This is a genomic window from Candidatus Amarolinea aalborgensis (assembly GCF_900491745.1).
GTDB lineage: Bacteria > Chloroflexota > Anaerolineae > SSC4 > Amarolineaceae > Amarolinea > Amarolinea aalborgensis.
Genome location: NZ_UETR01000001.1, coordinates 570,401 through 589,511, shown reverse-complemented (window position 1 = coordinate 589,511; position 19,111 = coordinate 570,401). Strand labels below are relative to the sequence as shown.

18 protein-coding genes are annotated in these 19,111 nt (G+C 61.4%); 7 read left to right on the top strand and 11 right to left on the bottom strand.

Annotated features, from left to right (window positions below):
• The first annotated feature begins 35 nt into the window (after window positions 1-35).
• Complete coding sequence (locus ACPQ6D_RS02505) at window positions 36-1,445, top strand: YncE family protein (RefSeq protein WP_423222698.1); 1,410 nt, start codon at window positions 36-38, stop codon at window positions 1,443-1,445.
• 214 nt (window positions 1,446-1,659) lie between these two features.
• On the opposite strand, the gene ACPQ6D_RS02500 is transcribed toward ACPQ6D_RS02505, so the two are convergent.
• The 8 genes from ACPQ6D_RS02500 to ACPQ6D_RS02465 form a co-directional block, all read right to left on the bottom strand.
• Window positions 1,660-1,932: a hypothetical protein gene (locus ACPQ6D_RS02500; protein ID WP_423222697.1), complete on the bottom strand. Its 273-nt coding sequence runs from the start codon at window positions 1,930-1,932 to the stop codon at window positions 1,660-1,662.
• A gap of 53 nt (window positions 1,933-1,985) precedes the next feature.
• Window positions 1,986-2,156 (bottom strand): hypothetical protein, encoded by a 171-nt coding sequence (locus ACPQ6D_RS02495; RefSeq protein ID WP_423222696.1) that lies wholly within the window; start codon window positions 2,154-2,156, stop codon window positions 1,986-1,988.
• 305 nt (window positions 2,157-2,461) lie between these two features.
• Complete coding sequence (locus ACPQ6D_RS02490) at window positions 2,462-4,291, bottom strand: ABC transporter ATP-binding protein (RefSeq protein ID WP_423222695.1); 1,830 nt, start codon at window positions 4,289-4,291, stop codon at window positions 2,462-2,464.
• 3 nt (window positions 4,292-4,294) lie between these two features.
• Window positions 4,295-6,097 (bottom strand): ABC transporter ATP-binding protein, encoded by a 1,803-nt coding sequence (locus tag ACPQ6D_RS02485; protein ID WP_423222694.1) that lies wholly within the window; start codon window positions 6,095-6,097, stop codon window positions 4,295-4,297.
• Window positions 6,098-6,111: 14 nt separating this feature from the next.
• Window positions 6,112-8,127, bottom strand: a complete 2,016-nt coding sequence (locus ACPQ6D_RS02480; protein ID WP_423222693.1) for an amidohydrolase family protein — start codon at window positions 8,125-8,127, stop codon at window positions 6,112-6,114.
• Window positions 8,128-8,166: 39 nt separating this feature from the next.
• Window positions 8,167-9,105, bottom strand: coding sequence for a DUF4351 domain-containing protein (locus ACPQ6D_RS02475; protein WP_423222692.1), 939 nt, complete (start codon window positions 9,103-9,105; stop codon window positions 8,167-8,169).
• Between the two features lie 13 nt (window positions 9,106-9,118).
• Window positions 9,119-9,580, bottom strand: coding sequence for a vitamin K epoxide reductase family protein (locus ACPQ6D_RS02470; protein WP_423222691.1), 462 nt, complete (start codon window positions 9,578-9,580; stop codon window positions 9,119-9,121).
• A gap of 85 nt (window positions 9,581-9,665) precedes the next feature.
• A complete protein-coding gene (locus ACPQ6D_RS02465; protein WP_423222690.1) occupies window positions 9,666-10,382 on the bottom strand; it encodes a DsbA family protein in 717 nt (238 codons plus the stop codon).
• A 317-nt stretch (window positions 10,383-10,699) separates the two neighbouring features.
• Between ACPQ6D_RS02465 and ACPQ6D_RS02460 the strand changes: the two genes are divergently transcribed.
• The 6 genes from ACPQ6D_RS02460 (at window position 10,700) to ACPQ6D_RS02435 (ending at window position 16,011) form a co-directional block, all read left to right on the top strand.
• Entirely contained in the window at window positions 10,700-12,307 is a 1,608-nt protein-coding gene (locus ACPQ6D_RS02460; protein WP_423222689.1) for an O-antigen ligase family protein, read from the top strand.
• An 84-nt stretch (window positions 12,308-12,391) separates the two neighbouring features.
• Entirely contained in the window at window positions 12,392-12,823 is a 432-nt protein-coding gene (locus ACPQ6D_RS02455; RefSeq protein WP_423222688.1) for a GtrA family protein, read from the top strand.
• A gap of 21 nt (window positions 12,824-12,844) precedes the next feature.
• Complete coding sequence (locus tag ACPQ6D_RS02450) at window positions 12,845-13,990, top strand: glycosyltransferase family 4 protein (protein WP_423222687.1); 1,146 nt, start codon at window positions 12,845-12,847, stop codon at window positions 13,988-13,990.
• A complete protein-coding gene (locus tag ACPQ6D_RS02445) occupies window positions 13,990-14,469 on the top strand; it encodes an acyl-CoA thioesterase (RefSeq protein ID WP_423222686.1) in 480 nt (159 codons plus the stop codon). Before ACPQ6D_RS02450 ends, ACPQ6D_RS02445 begins: the two co-directional genes overlap by 1 nt.
• An 8-nt stretch (window positions 14,470-14,477) precedes the next feature.
• Window positions 14,478-15,149, top strand: coding sequence for a hypothetical protein (locus ACPQ6D_RS02440; RefSeq protein WP_423222685.1), 672 nt, complete (start codon window positions 14,478-14,480; stop codon window positions 15,147-15,149).
• Entirely contained in the window at window positions 15,142-16,011 is an 870-nt protein-coding gene (locus ACPQ6D_RS02435; RefSeq protein ID WP_423222684.1) for a DMT family transporter, read from the top strand. Before ACPQ6D_RS02440 ends, ACPQ6D_RS02435 begins: the two co-directional genes overlap by 8 nt.
• 115 nt (window positions 16,012-16,126) lie before the next feature.
• Here the strand turns inward: ACPQ6D_RS02435 and ACPQ6D_RS02430 are convergent, their stop codons facing one another.
• The 3 genes from ACPQ6D_RS02430 to ACPQ6D_RS02420 form a co-directional block, all read right to left on the bottom strand.
• Entirely contained in the window at window positions 16,127-16,576 is a 450-nt protein-coding gene (locus ACPQ6D_RS02430) for a hypothetical protein (protein WP_423222683.1), read from the bottom strand.
• A gap of 12 nt (window positions 16,577-16,588) precedes the next feature.
• Window positions 16,589-17,845 carry an LCP family protein gene (locus tag ACPQ6D_RS02425; RefSeq protein WP_423222682.1) on the bottom strand — a complete coding sequence of 419 codons (1,257 nt, stop codon included), beginning with the start codon at window positions 17,843-17,845 and terminating at the stop codon, window positions 16,589-16,591.
• 135 nt (window positions 17,846-17,980) lie between these two features.
• Window positions 17,981-19,111, bottom strand: coding sequence for an LCP family protein (locus ACPQ6D_RS02420; protein WP_423222681.1), 1,131 nt, complete (start codon window positions 19,109-19,111; stop codon window positions 17,981-17,983).

Sequence of the window (19,111 nt, the reverse complement as noted above, 5' to 3'; positions counted from 1 at the left end):
ACTTCGGATGTCTGGGAAAATGGACTTCCGAAGTCATGAGACTTCGGATATCAGCGGGGGTCAAACCGGTGCCAACACCCAAACACCTGGACTGGCAAATTGGCGAAGACACCTGGGAACAGCATGAGACAGACCCACCACCGCGGCGCGCGTTGTCTCGACCGCCCTGGCTGCTGATCGCGCTGGGATTGATTCTGCTCTGGAGCTGGTGGCGCGTCATTCGTCCCGCCGATGATCAGCAGACCTCCCCAACGCCCACCGTGGCTGCGGCCGTGATAGGCATTACGCCCGCGCCGCCAGTCATTTCAAATCCTCCGCCAGCCAGGCCCGCCTCCAGCCGATTGTATCGGATTCAGCAAACCGAAAAAAGCACAAACAGCCTGGTGGTGTCCAGTTCGCTGGTGGGCAATGTGATCCGCCGACTACCGGTCGGCAACGCGGCGCAGTTCACGCTGTCGCCCGATGGGTCCAGGCTGTACGTGGCCGACTTCACCACCGCGGACGGTGCGCAGGGCCGTCTACGCTTGTTCGACACCCGCTCGTGGACCATGCTGCGCCAGACTGAACTTCTCAATCGCGTACGTTTGCCGCGCAACGCCGGTCCTCCCGCGTTGATCATGGCGCCAGATGGCGCGGCCCTCTACGCACAACGTTTGGTAAGTCAGACCTTCGCGATTGACCAGTTCGATCCGGCTACCGGCGAGCAGGTCATTTCCAGCGTTGTCGGCCCGCTGACCAACGAGGCGGGCTGCACGGGCGCGCGCTTTGTCTTCGCTGCCCCCGATGGCCGTTGGTTGTATGACCTCTGTCGTAACGGCCTGATGCACTTCAACGACTTGCGGCTGCACACCGTCAACCGCCGTCTGAGGCTGCCGTTGGGGCGGAGCCAGGCGTCTGCGTCACCCACCGTAGCCGGCGCCGTGATGTCGGCCGATGGTCAATTCTTGATCGCGGTCAGCGAGGACGGCATCCTCAGCGAAGTAGATTTGGCGGTCGGTCGCGTGGCGAGCGAAGTGCACCTGCCGCTGCAGGCCGGGCATCGCGTGATGCCGTTCCAGGTGACACAAATCGAAACCCCGCCCACCCTGGTTTTGGGCCTGAGCCACGGCAGCGAAGGCGATGCCGGTCTGGCGAGCGAAATCTGGTTCTATAACCTGGAGACGCAGGCGCTGGAGAATCAATGGCTGGTTGATCCTCCGTTTGCCAACCTGGCTGTCAGTCCCGATCGGTGGGATTCTGTAAACCCGCTGTCCAGCGCGCTTGTGCGCAGCAACGACCATGTGCTGGTTACCAGCGATCCATACGGCCAGCAGATCGTGATTTACGATCTGGCGACCGGCCAAAAGCTGCGCACATTGTCCGAAACGGGCAGTGCGTGGTCCAGGCTGGTGATTGCGCCTGCGCCGCTTGTAGTCGAGCCTGACGCCGCCCGCTCGCACGAGTGACTGTACCTGGTAGATCGGAAGAGTGAAGGGCACAGCGCCAGCGTTCAGGTGCTGGATGCTGATCGCAACGAGCAGAGGTTCGTGCTGACGGCGACCCTTGGAGGTTGGATAGATGCTGCCGTCACCCACCAAGGCAGCCGATTGTGGTTGCTGGACGCGCGTGATGAGCCAGGGGTGGGTAGCCTACGCCTGGTGGACGCAGCCAGCGGCAGAATCATTCCTTCGGTGTCTGGCTCCGCAGGAGAGCCAATTCCGCCCGGAGGCGAGCCAGCTCAGCCTCTGCTTGATCAGCACGTCGCGCCTCGACCTGCGCCTGGGCCAACGCTTCGTTGATCGTGGGAATGCTTTGCCCTGTCGCAGGGTCTACCAGGCGCAGCATCTCATTCTCAGGGCGCAGAATCAATCCCAACTCATCGCTCAGCAGCGTACCATCGGCTGCCAACGGAAGCGGCGTATAGAAGCGATCGCTCAGGCGGAATCCCTGCAAGCGCGGGTCGAGGTACTCTCCCAGTGGATCAAAAAGAAAATACTCTTTGACGCCTACAGGTACATTATCACGGTAATGTGCCAGTCGGTCTCGCCCATAGGTTTGCCGTCCGATTCGGGATAGTAGATTTCGGCTTTGGATGCTTTGCGGGGCGCGCTAACGCCCACAGGCAGTCCGTGCGTTGGCTGTGCGGTTGGTGGATTGGCAGTTTTAGCAATGCTCATGATGGTCATTCCTCATTAGCCAGGCAGACTGGATTGTAAACCCAACCGCACAGCGAGTTAATGTCATTTGTCGGCCCGTGGCGCATTTCACCATGGGGGGCGAGCGGGCGATCAAAATCGCTGCGACCACTGCAAAGTTACCCAGGCGCCCCGCGCACAGCCGTGAATGAAAACAGGCGATCCGTGACGATCCGTGTTCATCCGCGGCCTGTTTTCAGGTTAGTTATCCATGCGCCGGACGCACAACCGAGGATGAAAACAGGCAATCCGTGGCGATCCGTGTTCATCCGCGGCCTATTTTCAAGCTAGATCGCCTGGCCTTTGAATTGGCTCATGTACAATTGATAGTAGAAGCCGCGCCGGGCCAGCAGTTGCTCGTGCGTACCCTGCTCCACGATCTCGCCGTTGTTGATGACCACCACGTTGTCGGCGTCACGAATGGTGCTCAGCCGGTGGGCAATCACGAAGCTGGTGCGGCCCTGCATTAGTCGCAAGAGCGCCTGCTGGATGCGCACCTCGGTGCGCGTGTCCACACTGCTGGTGGCTTCATCGAGAATCAGGATCGCGGGGTCGGCCAGCATGGCGCGGGCAATCGCCAGCATCTGGCGCTGACCCTGGCTGAGATTGCTTGCCCGTTCGGAGAGGACGGTCTGGTAGCCCAATGGCAATTGGCGGATGAAGTGGTCGGCGTCGGCCATTTCCGCGGCGTGCACCACCTCGGCATCCGTGGCTTCCAGGCGGCCATAGCGGATGTTTTGCTGCACCGTGTCCGCAAACAGGAACGTGTCCTGCAGCACAATTCCCAGCCGGCGCCGCAAATCGGCTTTGCGCAGATCGCGGATATCGGCGCCGTCAATCGTAATCGCGCCGCCCTGGATCTCATAAAATCGCGACAGCAGATTGATCAGGGTCGTCTTACCGGCGCCGGTTGGCCCGACGAGCGCCACGGTCTGGCCGGCCGCGGCCGCCAGCGTCATGTGCTTGATCACGGGCACATCAGGCAGATAGCCAAACTGCACCTGGTCGAACTGCACATCGCCCTTGATCGTCTCCAGCTCCACGGCTGTCGGAGGGTCCGCGATTTCGGGCGGGGTGTCAATCATGTCGAAGACGCGCTCCGCGCCGGCCAGCGCAGCCTGGATCGAGTTATACATGTTGGCGAGCTGGCGCAGCGGCTGGATGTAGTTTTGGCCGTAATATATGAACGTCGCGATCGTGCCTACCGTCACCAGATCCTGCAGCGCCAGCCAGCCGCCCAGTCCGGCCAGCACGATGACGAAAAAGTTGCCCAGGACATTGGTCAGCGGCATCAAGAGCAAGGCGTAGGTGTTGGCATACACCCCGGCCTTGAAGACGGCCTGGTTGTGGCTGCGAAAGGTGTCAATCACCGAGTCATTGCGACGGAAAGCCTTGATCACCTTCTGCCCGCTGATCGCTTCCTCCATGATCCCGTTCATGCTTCCCAGTTCCCGTTGCAGACGCCGGAAACCGCGGCGCGTATACCGGGCCACGAACTCCGTGAACGCCAGCATGATCGGCACCACGAGCAGGGTCGCCAGGGCCAGCCAGTGGTTCAGCACAAACATGGCGATGACGATGCCCACAAGCGACAGCACGCTGGCAACGAGCGCGGTGACATTTTGCGAGACCGCCTGGTTGATGACGTCAATGTCGTTCGTCAGGCGGCTCATCATCTCACCCGCGGGATGGCGGTCAAAGTAAGCGAGGGAAAGCTCCTGGATGTGCCGGAACAGATCGCGCCGCAGGTTCTTGAGCGTCCGTTGGGAGACATCGGCCATGACCCAGTTAGCGACCGCTTGCGCGACGTTGTTCGCCAGGTAAACCACCACCATCCACAGCGCGATGCGCCCCAACCCGGCGACATCCTTGTTGGCAATGAAGCGGTCAATAGCCACGCCCATCAGGTAAGGACCTAGCAAACCCAACCCGGTGTAGAGCAAAACTAGTACAAGCACGAGGATCATCGTCAGTTTGAACGGCCGCAGGTAGAGAGCCAGACGCGCCAACGCCTCGCGCGGCTTGGCCGCTTTTTCAATCCTGGCCGCGCTCATCGGCCCGCGGGGCTGCATACGGGCGCGAAAGTCGCTGGCAGGGGTTGCAGGTTGAACCGCCATAGCCTAGGCTTTCTCCGGCTCACGCGCCAGCGCCGCGCGCGGCCGCGGCTCATGGCCGTTTCCCAGCTCGCGCAGCCCGTTGCCCAGTTGTGACGCGTAGATTTCGCGATAGATGGGACTGGATTGCAGCAGCTCGCTGTGCGTGCCCTGCGCTGCGATCTGGCCTTTGTCAATGACGATGATCTTGTCGGCATTGAGCACGGTGCTGATCCGCTGCGCCACGACGAAACTGGTGCTGCCGGCCGCCAACTCTTCGATCTCAGTCTGAATCCGGGTTTCGGTCTCGACGTCAACCGCGCTCGTGCTGTCATCCAGGATGAGGATCTTGGGTCGTACGATCAAGGCGCGGGCGATCGCCAGGCGCTGCTTCTGTCCGCCGGACAGATTGACCCCGCGCTCTTCCACATGCGTGTCGTACCCCAACGGCAGTTTGAGGATGAAGTCATGCGCCTGGGCCGCTTTGGCTGCGGCGATCACTTCGGCCTCGCTGGCGCCAGGTCGCCCATAGCAGAGGTTGTCGCGCACCGTGCCTGAGAACAGGGTGGTCTCCTGGGGCGCCACGCCAATCTGTCCAACCAGGGAATCCTGCTGGAGGTCGCGCACGTCAACGCCGTCAACCAGGACGCGGCCGGCAGAGACATCGTAGAAGCGCGGGATGAGGTTGACGAGCGAGGTCTTGCCCGCGCCGGTGGCGCCCAAAATGGCCACCATCTGCCCCGGCTCGGCGGTCAGGTTGACATCTTCAAGCACCAGGCCGTCGCTGCTGCTGCCATAATGGAATGACACATGCTCGAAAACCACACGACCGCTGGCCGGATTGGGCAGCGGCCGTGCGTCGGCGGCTTCTTGCACATCGGAAACCGTATCCAGCACTTCGTCCATACGCTGCATGGAGGCGATGCCATTGGCCCACACGTTAGACAGCATCGCCATCATCGTCAACGGGCCCATGGTGGTGAGCAGATAGTTGGTGAAAGCGACGATTTGCCCCAGGGTGAGGTCGCCACGGATGGCTTGCATGCCTCCGATGTAGATCACAGCGACGATCCCGAAACTGACCAACACGCTCAGCACTGGCGACATGGTAGCCATCCACTGCATGACGTGGATACTGCGGTTCGTGAACTCTTCGTTGGGCGCTTCGAAGCGTTGGTCCTCATACTCGGCGCGCACGAAGGCTTTGACCAGGCGCGCGCCCGCGATGTTTTCCTGCAGCACGGTGTTGAGCCAATCCAGTTTCTGCTGCGCGACGCGAAATAGAGGCTCCATCTTGACGCTGAAGAAGACGATCACGACGGACGTCACCAGCAGGAGCGGCAGCAGGTTCAACGTCAGACGCTGGTCGGTGTTGAGCATCAGGATGAGACTGCCGATCATCAAGAGAGGCGCACGTGTACCGATGCGCAGCGTGATCTGTACCAGGCGCTGCGCCGCGGCCGTGTCTGCGGTCAGGCGCACCATTAGCTTGCCGGTTGAAAACTGATCGAGGTTGGTGAACGAAAAGGCCTGGATCTTGAGAAACATGGCCTCGCGCAGATCACGCGCCACGCTCTCGCCCACGCGCACCGAGTAGATGTTATTGCCGATCGCCAGGACTGTGCTGAGAACGGAGATGCCTAGCATGAGCAGGGATGTTTGCATCACCACCGTGCGATTCTGCTGCGCAATGCCCTGGTCAATTATGTGCTGAACCAGGCGCGGTATGCTCAGATCCAAGAACACGACCAGGGTCAGCAGAATCAAGCTCAAGAGCGCGGGCAGCCAGTAGGGTCGCACAAAGGGCGCCAGTTTGCGGATATGAATCACAATACGCTCACCCGTCACCCGGCCAGGGAGGTGTACTCGCCCAGGCGTCGGCTGCGCAGGTTGATCTTCAGCAGACGCAAGATCTCGCCGATCAGGTCGGCCTTCTTTTCCGCGTCCGCGCGCGACCAGGTGCGGCTCTTGATCTCAAGGAACGGCGTGCTGACCATCGGCTTGCTCAGGCGGTCGCAGTTCAGGGCAAACTCCTCGCCCTTGTAGCGCACCCAGTAGCGCGTGCGCCACTTGATGATCTCGCGCACTCGGTCAGGCTGGAAATACTCCTGGTAGAAACGCAGCGAGTGCACGGCCGTCGCCAGGTAATGGGAGCGCGACAGGATGACCGAATCGGCGTATTCGCGCTCTTTGGTTTCGCCGATCACGGTCAGGTAGTAGCGCGGCTGAATGGATGGCCCAGGCCCTACGCCTTGCCGTCCATCTTCCGGCTCCATGATCTTGTTATCCTCGCGGTAACGCACATAGCCGCCCATCTTGCCCTGGTCGAACAAGAAATAGGTGTCAAACTGCTGGCGTACGCTGCGCCGAATGATCTCGAACGGCGCCTGATGCAGCAGGTCCTCGATCGGGCGCAGGTCTTCCACTTCCACTTTCACCTGCACTTCGAACGACTCCTGCAGCGACTGCTGGGTGTCCAGGTCGCTGACCGCCAGCAGCTTGTCGAGCAGGCTTTGCTCACGATGACCGATGAAGGTGTTGATGCGGGCCGCGAACTCCGTCGCCTTCTCGATCACAAGCGGCACATCAATCGTGAGCAGCTCACCGTCACGCATCAGCCATTGACCATCTACCATCACCTGGCACACATCGCTGGCCTTGGCCGCGTAAACCAGGTGCGAATAGATGTTGGACGGGCTGAGTTGATAGCGCGGGGTCAGGTGCGGCGACTTCATGTCCACCACGGCCAAATCCGCGCGCTTACCTACCTCGATGGAACCGATCAGGTGATCGAGATGAACCGCGCGCGCGCCTTCGATCGTGGCCATGGCAAAAACGTCTTGCGCGGGCAGCAGCGTCGGGTCGCCCATTGTGCCTTTGGGCAGGAAGGCCGCCAGGCGCATCTCTTCGAACATGTCTTGATCGTTGTTACTGGCCTGCCCGTCGGTGCCCAAGCCGACATGGACGCCCAGGCTGCGCAGGCGCACCACCGGCGCCACTCCACTGGCAAGCTTCATGTTGCTCGATGGGTTGTGGGAAACGCCGGTGCGGGTATTCGCCAGGATGCGCATTTCGCCGTCGTCCAGGTGAACGCAGTGCGCGGCGATGACTTTGGCCTGGAAGAGGCCCAGGCGATTGACATAGGCGATCGGCGGATCGCCATGCTCGCGGCGGCTGTTCATCACCTCCAGCGACGTTTCACACAGGTGGATGTGCAGCGGCACATTGAACTCCAGCGCCAAGTTGACGCAGGCTTCGAGCATTTCCGGCGTGGATGTATACGGCGCGTGCGGCGCCACTGACGGCACGATGCGCGGGTGCTGGCGCCAACGTTCGATGAACTGGCGGCAGTAGGCCAGGCTTTCATCGTAGCTGGCCGCGTCCGGCGATGGGAAGCGTAAAATCGTCTGCCCCAGGATAGCGCGCAGACCGACCGTGTCTACCGCGCGGGCCACCGCATCCTCGTAGTAATACATGTCGTTGAAGCAGGTGACGCCGGAGTGAATCATTTCGGCGCACGAGAGCAAGGCGCCCCAGTGGCAAAAATCCTCGCCGACATATTCTCGCTCCACCGGCATCATGTAGCCGAGCAGCCAGACATCCAGGCGCAGGTCATCGGCCAGGCCGCGCAGAAGACTCATGGGCACGTGCGTGTGCGCATTGATCAGCCCTGGGATGATGGCCTGCCCCGCGCAATCAACCATCTCGGGCGCTTCGTAGCGGCTCAAGATCGTCGCCGCGGGTCCCACCGCGACCACCTGGCCCTCGCGCACCGCCACGGCGCCATCGGCCACGATCTCCTCTTTGGCGTTCATCGTGACCACGATGCCGCCGTGTACAATGGTGTCCACGCTGATCATCAGCTGGCCATCCTTTCCCGCAACGAATAACAGTTCTGTTCAGTCCGGCAGAGGCATTTGCGTTGGCAACGGTTCTTCCTGCCCATTGGTTGGTTTGACGGGCAGTTCCGCCATGAAGTTGATCACCGTTGTTAGATCAGACGCATCCAGCACCACATCCACCAAGCGGCGTAGATCGTCTGTGGGTACGGTGCTGACACGATTCACAATGACATCCGGCAGCGGGCCGAAGCGATGTTCGAGGATGTGGAGCGCCAGCGCTTCGCGCTCACGTTCCGCGCCTTCTTGTCGTCCTTCTTGACGGCCTTGTTGGATCCCCTCTTGAATCAACTCATTGAACCAGGGTGACTCACGTAGAATTTGCATATCCCACCTCATGATCTTTTGCACCAGATCTGGGCTGAAGACAAATCTGCTAAAAAACGCCAGCAGTGACTCCAATTCAGACAAGGTTTCATCTGCGCGCAGACTAACTACCGCCTTGCTCACCAGTTTCTCATCCTGACCGCCACGCATAATGGGAACAAAGGGCAGGAGGCTTGTCAAATTGTGCTCAAACACCAGGTTGGCGTCAATTTCCCATAGGTTTACGACTTTGAAATCCTGGTGAGCCACCTGACCGAAGAACTCAGCGTGAAAGCAATCAACAATGGCCACGCCAGACGATGGCGGTAAGATGTTAACGACAACTGCGAAAACTGGGAACCCATGTTTCTCTTCAGCCAGCGCCGCATACGCTCGCGTGCGCAATCCAATGCGACGGTCAGGACGGACCTGGATTTCACACAAAACCAAAAACGCACCATGAGCCTGTGAATGTACCTTGAGCAGGACATCGTTCATCCGGCTAATCCACTGGAACTCACCAGAAACAATCTCAACTGCGTCAATCGTGGCATCGTCTGTCAGCCAGCGCGCCCAGGCGCTGGGCGCCAAACTGATGAGTCGCTTACTCCCAATATCGGGGGCTTTGGCCATAAATCCTACTCCTTCAGCTCGCGCTGGTCAACGCCTGCCGTGCATTGATGATCATCAGCACGGTCATGAGGATGGCCGAGGCGACGCACCAGGGGCAGATCGCTTTAAGAACGAATAATTCCAGGTAGGTCAGGTAAGCTGAGTAGAGAAAGCCGAACAACGTGATACCGAAAAGAATCAATGGCGCCAGGGCCGCGTACGGTCGCTCCTCATCCTGACTCCACCACCAAAGGGCGATGATCGCCAGGTAGGTCAGCAGGCCCAGGATCGCGATCGGAATGCCCAGGATGACCGAATAGGGGCTGTTCTGCACCGTCTCGCACTCACCCAGGCCCAGGCAGACGGCCTGCGTGGCGCTGAGCTTGACGTAGGTCAAATAGCCAGAGATGCCGACGCCGAGTAGGGCCAGAATAGGAGTCAGAAGGCTGAGGCCGCGCGTGGCTGGCGCGGCCGCCGTCATCGTTTTGTTTGACATGATACTCCCTTGAAAATGATTTGTCGTCAGTGAGCCATTTTCATCCGCAGCGGTGAGCCGTGGCTCATAGACAACTCCTTTGGCCTTACTGCGCCAATGCGGCTTCGATCGCCGCCTTGACCAGTTGATAGTCCTGTCCGTTGTCAAGCTTCTTGTCGTTGACGAACACGGCCGGCGTGCCGGTCACGCCCTTGTCGGTGCCCACCTGCATTTCGCGGTAGACTTGCTCAATATACTTGCCGGAATCCACACACGCGTCGAACTGACCCAGGTTCATCCCTTCCATGCGCTTGCCAAAAGCCTTGAGGTTGGACTTGCTGACCGTATCGCGGCCTTGCACGCCCTGCTGATCGAACAGCAGATCATGGTAAGGCCAGAAGTAGCCTTGTTCTGCCGCACATTCAGACGCATTGGCCGCATCCGCCGATTCGCGGCTGATGACAATGTAATGACGATAATCGTAGTGCACCTTGCCCGTGTCCACATACTCCGCCAGAAGCTGCTTCTCCACGCTCTGCTCATACGTCTTGCAGTGCGGGCACTGGAAATCAGAATAGACCGCAACCGTCACTTTCGCGTCGGCCGGGCCGCGCTCCGATTTTTGAGTTGCAGACGGCGCGCCGGTGATGGATGCAGTATTTCCACGCACCGCCGTCTGCTGGAGAATAATGACCAAGGCCGCGACCACGACGACGCCGGCCCCAATCAGCACAAGGGCATTGCGCGACAGTCCGCCCGCGCCGCGGCCAGCGGCTGCCGCCGGGCCGCTGCTCTGCTTACCAATGGTTGACTTCTTTGCCATTCGATTCTCACTCCCATCCTGTTTCTGTCGTATGTGCAGTCAAGGCCAGTTTTGGTATTGACCGGTAGGGCACAAGTATACCGTTAAAAAGCGGCTTCGTCAACGGAGACGGGCGCCCATAAGATGAGAATACCTTAAGGCGCGATCTGACAGGACTGTTTCAATCTGGAGGCCGATCGAGCAACTGGTGCGACGCCTGCCTTCGTGAGCTGCGCTCTGAAATCGAAATGCCTCCCGATCTGGCATGCCTTTTGACGAGAAGCGCATGGCCGGTGTAGAATGGGTGCTGTACTGGAAGGGATGCAGTTCGGATACTCATGATGTCCAATGTCACCGTGCGTCACGCTTCGACCGCTGGTCTCCTGGCCCTGCTGGCCCTGCTGGCCCTGCTGCTGGCGCAAGCGCCTTTGCCGTGGCTCAGCGCGGCGCTCCTGGGTCTTGGCCTCTGCCTGATGATCTTGATCCGGCCCGGCCTGGGGCTGCTCCTATTGGCCGTCAGCATTCCTTTCAGCACCGTGGGCGAAACCACCGTCGCCGGCGCGGCGGTTGGTCCCACCGAGGGCCTGCTGGCGCTGACCCTGGCCGCGTGGTTGGCGCAGCGCCTGGCAGGCGGCCGACTGATTCTGCCGCGGCCGTGGCGCCGCCGCGATCCGAGCGCCTTGTCAACCGTGGATGCGCCGGCCGCGCCGCTGCTGCTGCCGCTGCTTCTCTTCTGCGGCGCGCTCGCCTTCTCGCTCCTGCCGGCCATCTCACTGCGGGAGGCTGTACCCGAATTACTGAAATGGATCGAGACGCTGATCCTCTACCTGGTCGCCGTTGACTTGCTCAACGAAAGTCGTGCGCAGAAGCCTAATCTCCAATCTTCAATCTTCAATCTTCAATCCTCAATCTCCAATCTCCAATCTCGAATCTATGTAGGTCTGGTTGCGGCGTTGATCGTGGCCGGCGCGCTGCAAGCGGCCCTGGGATTGTATCAATTCGTCACGCAAACCGGCCCTCCAGCCTTTCAAATTTTGGGGCGCTTTTTGCGCGCATTCGGCGCCTTCCGCCAGCCGAATCCCTATGCCGGCTACCTGGGGATGGTCTTGCCCCTGGCGTTGTCCTTGTTCTGGTGGGCCGTGGCGCGATTGCGCGCTCCCAGGCGAGGCTCGCCCGTGTGCGGGCGCCGCCGTCGCCTGATGTGGGCGGCGCTCACAGGCGGCATGACAGCCGTCATCGCGGCCGGCGCGATCGCCAGTTGGTCGCGCGGCGCCTGGATCGGCATTGGCGCCGGGGCCGTGGTGGTCACCGCGCTGCGCAGCCGGCGCGCGTTTGGCCTCACGCTGACGGCCGCGGTGTTGGTCGCCCTGCTCTTCATGGCCCGCGGCGGTTTGATCGGCGGCGCGCTTGGTGGACGCCTGGCGCAGATCGGCGAGTACCTGGGCGGATTTGATGTGACCACAGTGGAGGTCAACGATGACAACTTCGCCGTCGTTGAGCGCGTGGCGCATTGGGTCGCCGCGCAGCGCATGATCGAACGGACGCCCTGGTTCGGCGTGGGCGTGGGCAACTACCCCATTGTCTATCCGCAGGTTGCGCTGCCGCGCTGGGCAGATCCGCTCGGCCACGCGCACAACATCTATCTCAACACCTGGGCCGAGGCTGGACTGCCTGGTCTGCTGACCTACCTCCTGCTGTGGCTGCTGGCAGCCTGGCGGGCCATCCGTCTGGCGCGCGATCGCCAGGCCAGCGCATTCGAACGCGCCGTGGCGCTGGGCGTTCTCGGCGTGATCGTCCATCTGACCATTCACAACCTGTTCGATGACCTGTTCGTGCAGCGCCTCTATCTGCACATGGCCCTCCTGCTGGCCCTGCTGTCTCCACCAACATCTACCCGCGCACGGCGCGCGGCCTGTTTGACAAGCTATCCAGAAACCCTATACTAGCGCCTACATGGACAGAAACCCATTTGGCAGCAAGGGTTTCTGCTGATCTGCATTTATCGCCATTTGAGGATGTGCATGGTTCCTGTGACGACATTGATGGCACGCGCCAACCGCAAAGAAATGACTCGCTTTTTCAAGTTCGCCATCGTGGGCATCATCGGCTCTGTCGTTGATTTTGGCGTTCTCAATCTCCTGGTGCTTGTGGGCGGCTTAAGCCCGCTCCAAGCGAATCCATTTAGTTTCAGCGCAGCGGTCATCAGCAATTTCACCTGGAATCGGCTGTGGACTTATCCAGAAAGCCGTAAATTCAAAAAGCGCACCCAATTGCCCAAGTTCGTCCTGGTCAACCTGGTGGGCCTCGGCATCAACCAACTGGTGCTCGGCGTCGTGCTGCACCTGGTTGAACCTCACATTCCGCATCCCTGGGACTACAACTTCGCCAAGGCCTTTGCCATCGGCGTCGTGCTCTTTTGGAACTTCGGCATCAACCGGTTATGGACTTACCGAGACATCTGAGCAGACACACGAGCCGCCGCCATGCGCATCGCCATTGACTACACGCCAGCCTTGCGCCAGGGCGCCGGCATCGGTCGCTACACGCAAGGACTGGTGGCTGGACTCGCGGCGCTAGACGTCAGGCCAGATGTTACGCTGCTGGTAGCTGCCGAGGTTGGCAAGGGGCAGCCGGGCAGCCCAAAGGCGCCGCTGCCATTTCCGCAGCAGCGGCTTCCGCTTTCCTCACGACAGCAGGCCATTCTCTGGCATCGGCTGCATGCGCCCTTGCCGCTGGAATGGCTGGCAGGCGCATTCGATCTTTTCCATGCGCCCGATTTTGTCCTCCCGCCCTTGCGCCACGCGCGCGGCGTCATCACCGTGCACGATTTGTCGTTCCTGCGCGTGCCGGAGTGCGCGGATGCGCGCCTGGTCGCCTATCTCACCCGCGCCGTGCCGCATGCCGTACGCCGGGCCAGCCGCATCCTGGCGGACTCCATCAGCACGCAGCGCGACCTCACAGCCCTCCTGGACGTGGATCCGGCGCGTATTGATGTGGTATACCCCGGCATTGGCCCGCTTTACCGGCCGATAACGGATGCGGAGCAGCGCCAGGCCGTCGCGCAGCGCTATCAAATCAAGGGGCCTTTCATTCTCAGCCTGGGCACGTTGGAGCCGCGCAAGAACTATCCCCGTCTCATCAGCGCGTTTGCGCGGCTGCGTCGTCAGAGCGGCTTACCCCACACGCTCATCATTGGCGGCGGCAAAGGCTGGTTGACCGAAAGCATCTTCGCGCGCGCCGAACAAGAAGACGTGGCCGCTTCGGTTCGCTTTCTCGGCTACGTGGAAGAAAGCGATCTACCCACCCTCTACAGCCTGGCCGATCTCTATGTTTTTCCCAGCCGCTACGAAGGCTTCGGCATCCCCGTAGTTGAAGCCATGGCCTGCGGCACGCCCGTGGTGTGCGCGGACAATTCGTCCTTGCCGGAAGCGGCCGGCGATGCAGCCTTGATGGTCAGCGCGGACGACACGGACGCCCTGGCTGCCGCCATCGAACGCGGCCTGACCGATGGCCTCTGGCGCGAGACCGCGCGGGTCAAGGGTCAGGCCCAAGCCGCGCGCTTTACCTGGCGCGCCTCAGCCACACAATGTATTGCTGCCTATGCGAAAGCAAGCAAGGAAAGGCCTTGATGGATCCACGCTCACCCAATGAATCAAAAACCGAACTCAGCACCTTCATGCAGCCCGAACATGCGAACTTGCAAGGCAATGTACACGGCGGCTGGATTATGAAGCTGGTAGATGAAGCCGGCGCGTTGGCGGCCATGCGTCACTGTCGCCGTCCCTGCGTCACCGTTGCCATTGATTCCATGACTTTTCACGCGCCAGTGCTCGTGGGCGATTTGATTGTCCTCGAATCGAGCATCACCTACGTCGGACGCACCAGTATCGAGACGATGGTCACGGTGTACACCGAGAAAATCTTGACCGGTCAGCGCACCTTGACCAACACCGCCTTTGTCGTGTACGTGGCGCTGGACGATCAGCGCCAGCCAACCGCCGTGGCGCCACTGCTGCTGGAGAGTGAGTTGGAGAAACGCCGGTTCGAGCAAGGACGTGCGCGTCAACAAGAGCGGCTGGCGCGTGCACGCCGCGACCAAGAATCGTGATGCGGCTGATGAAACAACTGCGCGCCCCCGGCCTGCTGCTGGCGATCGGGTTGATTGGGCTGGCCGGCGCGACGTGGGGCCCGTGGGTGGATGCGCGCAGCCCCGGCCTCACGCTGCTTGGCATTGACCTGGCCGAATACGTCAAGTTCCTGCCTGCGGTGCGCAGCGGCGCGTTACCAGTCATCCGCCAGCTATTCTATCTGCCGCTCTTCACCTTGAGCATTGGGCTGAGCCTCGTGCCCCTTATCAGCGCCCCGTGGCTGCGACGCCCCCTACGGCTGCTCCTCGCCGCCCTGGCGACCCCTTGCGCGCTGGCTCTGCTGCCCCCGGCCTGGTCGCCGGCCACCTTCGGTCAGGCGGAGTTTCAGCCGCAGCTGCGGATGCTGGCCGTGGCGCTGGCGCTGGCGCTGTTCAGCCTGGCCGCGCCCTGGTTTCAATCTGGCTCCGCGGCCTGGATACGCCGCACCCGCCAGGCGCTGGCTTACTTTCTGGCCTCGCTGGCGCTGGCGGCAACCGTATTGCCCCTCTGGCAGTGGCTGCGCATGCAGCCGGCCATCGAGTCGGTGTACCACCGGCCCCTGGATTTGGGTTGGGGCGGCTGGTCGCTGCTGTTGGGTGGGATCGTCCTGGCGACTGGCGCAGTGTTAGCGGCGCAGAGGCAGAGCACAACCGATGCGTAATCGGCCGCAATGGGGCCTGTTCGTGGCCCTGCTTGCCAACATGGCTCTCGGGTTGAATTCGACGTTCGCCAAATTCGCCTACCGCGCGGGGATGGATCCGAACACCCTGACCGCAATGCGGTTGGGCGTCGCCGCGGTCGTACTGTGGGCGCTCTTCATCACACGCTGGCAGCCATTGATCTCGATCTCGCGCCAGGCCCTGCTGGGCTGCATCGTCATGGGCGCAGCGAATTTTGTGGCGCAGATCAGCTACTACTGGGGCCTGACGCGGATCAATGCCTCGATCGGCACCTTGATCTTCTACCTCTACCCGGCGGTCGTCATTCTCTTGTTGCGTCTGCGCGGAGAAGCGCTGACCACACGCCGCCTGGCGCGCCTGGGAATCGCAGTCATGGGCGTGGCGCTGCTCGTGGACATTACCGGCAAACGCGTCGACATGATCGGGGTTCTGTTAGTCTTGATCACGATCCTGACCTACGCGCTCCACCTGGTCATCGGGCAGTTTGTCGTGCGCGATGTGCCGGCGCGCACCGTGGCGCTGTATGTCATCAGCACCATGGCCCTGCTGGCCGCCGGCGAACGACTGGCGGTTGGCGGCAGCCCTGTGCCGGTCACCTGGGCCGGCTGGTGGCCGGTGCTCGGCATTGGCTTGTTGGGCACGGTGGTGGCGCGCCTCGCCATGTTCACCGCCATCAAGCGCGTGGGCAGCACCCAACTTTCGCTGCTCGGCGTGGTGGAGCCGCTCATCACCGTGGCTGTGGCGCGCGTTTTCTTGGGCGAAACCCTGGCGCCTATTCAATGGGTTGGTGGTGGGTTGGTGTTGGCGAGTCTGCTGCTGGTTGACCTGCCGCCGAAACGATAGTCGTGCTTGCCTGTTTGCTTGTGGTCTGGTGTGTTACCTATGCGCCGGGCGCACAACCAGGAATGAAAACAGGTAATCCGCGGCGCTCCGTATTCATCCGCGGCCTGATTTCAGGTTAACGTAAAAACGCGAGGGCCGAATAGAGATCGGGTTCACGCCGCGCGGTCGCGCCAGCAGGAATGCGCACAGCCAACAGGCGTTCGTTCGCATCGAAGTCAAGGTTAGCGCTGCGCACCAGGCGCTGCACAATGAGGCTGTCGGGCGTCGGAAAAAGGAAGAGCGTTGCCACCCGCGCGGCCAAGTCGTACCCGATCAGTCCGCTGGGCGTCGGCTGGAGAGGATGTTCAACCACGGGCAGCCCGGCCAGCCGCTGACCCAAGTGCAGAATTTTGCTGTCAGCCAACAGCAGGCGCACGAGACGTCCCCCGGGGTCCAGGCACGCCTGCACGTCGCCGCGCAGCGTGCTGGTCGCAGCTCGCGGCCGGCGGCCGCTGCCCAGGCGCACCGCCACTTCGTCCGAAGCGCTGAGATAGACGGGCCGCACTGCAATTTCGTAATAGGTCATGCCTTGCTCATTTCAGTTGGACAGCGTGGGCGTTAACGTCAGCGTCGCCGTGATCGTGGCCGACGGCAGCGCCGTCGCCGATGGCGTGGGTGTGGCCTTGACCCGGCAACCGGCGATCGGCTGCGCGGACGTCTCCTGCATCGGCGGCGTGTCAAAGATCGAGTTGATCGCGGCGGCGATTTCGGCCTTCTTGGGCTTCAATACCTGGGCGCCGCCTTTCGTTCGATACGGCGTCATCAGCCGGTAATCAAGCACGCGACCGTGCACATTCTTCATGTCCAGGCGCAGGCCAAACGTCGCCAGGTCGAGGATTTCCTTGAAACTGAGGTTGGTCTGAATGGCGCTGCTGAAAGTCAGCCACAAGGAGGGAATCTTGGGCACGATATTGAGGGTGAGCGCCTGCTGCCGAATCGCCAACAACACCTGCTGCTGACGCCGCGCGCGATCCCAGTCGCCTGTGTAGTACCGGTAGGAGGCGTACATTCGCGCCTCGTGTCCGGTGAAGTGATAAACGCCCGGCGCGAAGTCCACCTCGACCAACTGCTCAGCATTGTTCGGGTCTGGCGTTGCTTCGTGCAGTGGACAATCGAGCGTGACTGAAATGCCGCCGATGGTGTCAATGGCCTGCTCAAAGGCTTGCAGGTTCATGCGCGCAAAACGATCGGTGCGGATGCCTAACGTTTCAGAAATCACGCGTCCGAGCAATGCCGGTCCACCATCAGGGTATTTGATCTCCTTTTCGCCGACAAAATCGGCCATGTTGATGCGCGATTCACCGTAGCCAGGGATGTCCACCCACAGGTCGCGCGGGATATTGATCACGCCAATCCGATCATGTTCCCAGTCCACGGCAGCGATCATAATCGTGTCGGTACGCCAGGTGCCATCGCCCGGGCGCTGATCAGAGCCTAGCAGCAGGATATTGAAGGTCGAATCGAACACGTGCGGACGCAGACCATCGGTCAGGACCGTCGTGGCCGTGATCTCCAGGGTGGATGAGACTTGAGCGGTCGCAGTCGCCGTCGGCTTGGAGGTGCTGGTCGCGGTGGGCGCGGTGGTCGGCGTGTCCGTCGGGGCCAGGGTGAAGGTCGCCGTAGGCAAATCGGTTGCCGTAGGCGGCGCGGCCGTCGCGGTTGATTCTGGCGCAACCGTCGGCGCCGCAGTTGGCATCGGGCCGGCGCCTGGCGCGCAGGCGGCCAGCAGAGTCACAAGCAATAATAATGGCACGAGGCGTGTACTGGCCGCGTGCCCCTTCTGCAAAAAACGCATGATGTTATCTTCGTTCCCGGTCAGGCTACAGGGAAGGCAATTTCCCTCAAGAAAACGAATGACGAAGGGCGCCGGTTACGCAGCGGTGCGGCCCTTCGTCTTCAGCGACGACTGCGATCAATGCCCGTGTCCTGTTTACGGGCAGTTTTGTTGGCGATCGGTTGATGTGATGACATCCGGCGCATCCCAAATCTGGTCAAACGCCTTGCGAATAGCGGCCTTGTTGGGCAATAGCACGGCCGCGCCGCCCGCCGTAGTATACGGCTGAGCCATCTGAAAGTCAAAGACGCGACTGTGAATGTCTTCGCGCTTCAGTTCTATCCCCAAGCGAGCCAGGGCCAGGACATCCAGCAAGTTCAGGTCCGTGTCCACATTGTCGCGTAACGCGCTGAAGAGGTCTGGCACCTTGGGCAGCAGATTGACCTCCTCAGCCCGCCCCTTGAGCGCCAACAGCACGCGCTGTTGACGACGGGCGCGGTCCAAATCGTTGCCGCGGCGCCGCGTACGTACGTACCACAAGGCATGCTGCCCATCGAGCGCATGATCGCCCGGTTCATAATCGAGAACAACCACGCCGCCGGGCGCACCTGGGTCCGCCCAGCGTTCGTGCAGCGGGCAGTCCATCGTCACCGTGATGCCGCCCAGCGTGTCAACGATCTGTTCAAAACCGCCAAAGTCCACGCGCACATAGTTGTCAACCGACAGGCCCAGGTTCTCCACAATCGTCCGCTTGACCAGGTTGATGCCCTTGCCTGGCTGCTGCCGTTCGCCGTACACGTCCGCGGTGTTGATGCGCTCGCGGCCCACGCCCGGAATCTGCACGAAGAGGTCGCGTGGGATGCTGATGACGCCGACCCGTCTATTGGCATAATCCACCGCCACCAGGATCATGACATCGGTGCGTCCTGTGCCCTTGCCGCCCCGCCGATCAGACCCCAGGATGAGAACATTCGTTGTCTGCTGCAAGGGGCGCGGCGTGGCGCCTGGGGTCGGCGTGAAGGTTGGCAAAAAGATAGGCGTGGTCGTCTGGCCGGGCGCGGCGATTGGCGTCTGCGTGGTCTCAGGCGCCGGCGCATTCGGCGTGTCAAATGAATCCTGCACCGACGGCGTGCTGGTGGGATCAAGCGGCGCGGGTGCAGGCTGAACACAGCCTGACAGCATGATCAACGCCGCCAAGAAGAACGCCCACAGCCGGTTGGCCGGTGGCCGGCGCAGGCGACGACGCTGACTTACATCCTGGTTGTGAAAAAATCGTGCTTTGTTCAT

Excerpts from the sequence above, each read along its gene's own strand:
- ACPQ6D_RS02505 (WP_423222698.1), top strand. The coding sequence starts at position 36 with ATGAGACTTCGGATATCAGCGGGGGTCAAACCGGTGCCAACACCCAAA.
- ACPQ6D_RS02495 (WP_423222696.1), bottom strand. The coding sequence starts at position 2,156 with ATGAGCATTGCTAAAACTGCCAATCCACCAACCGCACAGCCAACGCAC.
- ACPQ6D_RS02490 (WP_423222695.1), bottom strand. The coding sequence starts at position 4,291 with ATGGCGGTTCAACCTGCAACCCCTGCCAGCGACTTTCGCGCCCGTATG.
- ACPQ6D_RS02480 (WP_423222693.1), bottom strand. The coding sequence starts at position 8,127 with ATGATCAGCGTGGACACCATTGTACACGGCGGCATCGTGGTCACGATG.
- ACPQ6D_RS02475 (WP_423222692.1), bottom strand. The coding sequence starts at position 9,105 with ATGGCCAAAGCCCCCGATATTGGGAGTAAGCGACTCATCAGTTTGGCG.
- ACPQ6D_RS02470 (WP_423222691.1), bottom strand. The coding sequence starts at position 9,580 with ATGTCAAACAAAACGATGACGGCGGCCGCGCCAGCCACGCGCGGCCTC.
- ACPQ6D_RS02465 (WP_423222690.1), bottom strand. The coding sequence starts at position 10,382 with ATGGCAAAGAAGTCAACCATTGGTAAGCAGAGCAGCGGCCCGGCGGCA.
- ACPQ6D_RS02460 (WP_423222689.1), top strand. The coding sequence starts at position 10,700 with ATGATGTCCAATGTCACCGTGCGTCACGCTTCGACCGCTGGTCTCCTG.
- ACPQ6D_RS02450 (WP_423222687.1), top strand. The coding sequence starts at position 12,845 with ATGCGCATCGCCATTGACTACACGCCAGCCTTGCGCCAGGGCGCCGGC.
- ACPQ6D_RS02445 (WP_423222686.1), top strand. The coding sequence starts at position 13,990 with ATGGATCCACGCTCACCCAATGAATCAAAAACCGAACTCAGCACCTTC.
- ACPQ6D_RS02440 (WP_423222685.1), top strand. The coding sequence starts at position 14,478 with ATGAAACAACTGCGCGCCCCCGGCCTGCTGCTGGCGATCGGGTTGATT.
- ACPQ6D_RS02435 (WP_423222684.1), top strand. The coding sequence starts at position 15,142 with ATGCGTAATCGGCCGCAATGGGGCCTGTTCGTGGCCCTGCTTGCCAAC.
- ACPQ6D_RS02430 (WP_423222683.1), bottom strand. The coding sequence starts at position 16,576 with ATGACCTATTACGAAATTGCAGTGCGGCCCGTCTATCTCAGCGCTTCG.
- ACPQ6D_RS02425 (WP_423222682.1), bottom strand. The coding sequence starts at position 17,845 with ATGCGTTTTTTGCAGAAGGGGCACGCGGCCAGTACACGCCTCGTGCCA.
- ACPQ6D_RS02420 (WP_423222681.1), bottom strand. The coding sequence starts at position 19,111 with ATGAACAAAGCACGATTTTTTCACAACCAGGATGTAAGTCAGCGTCGT.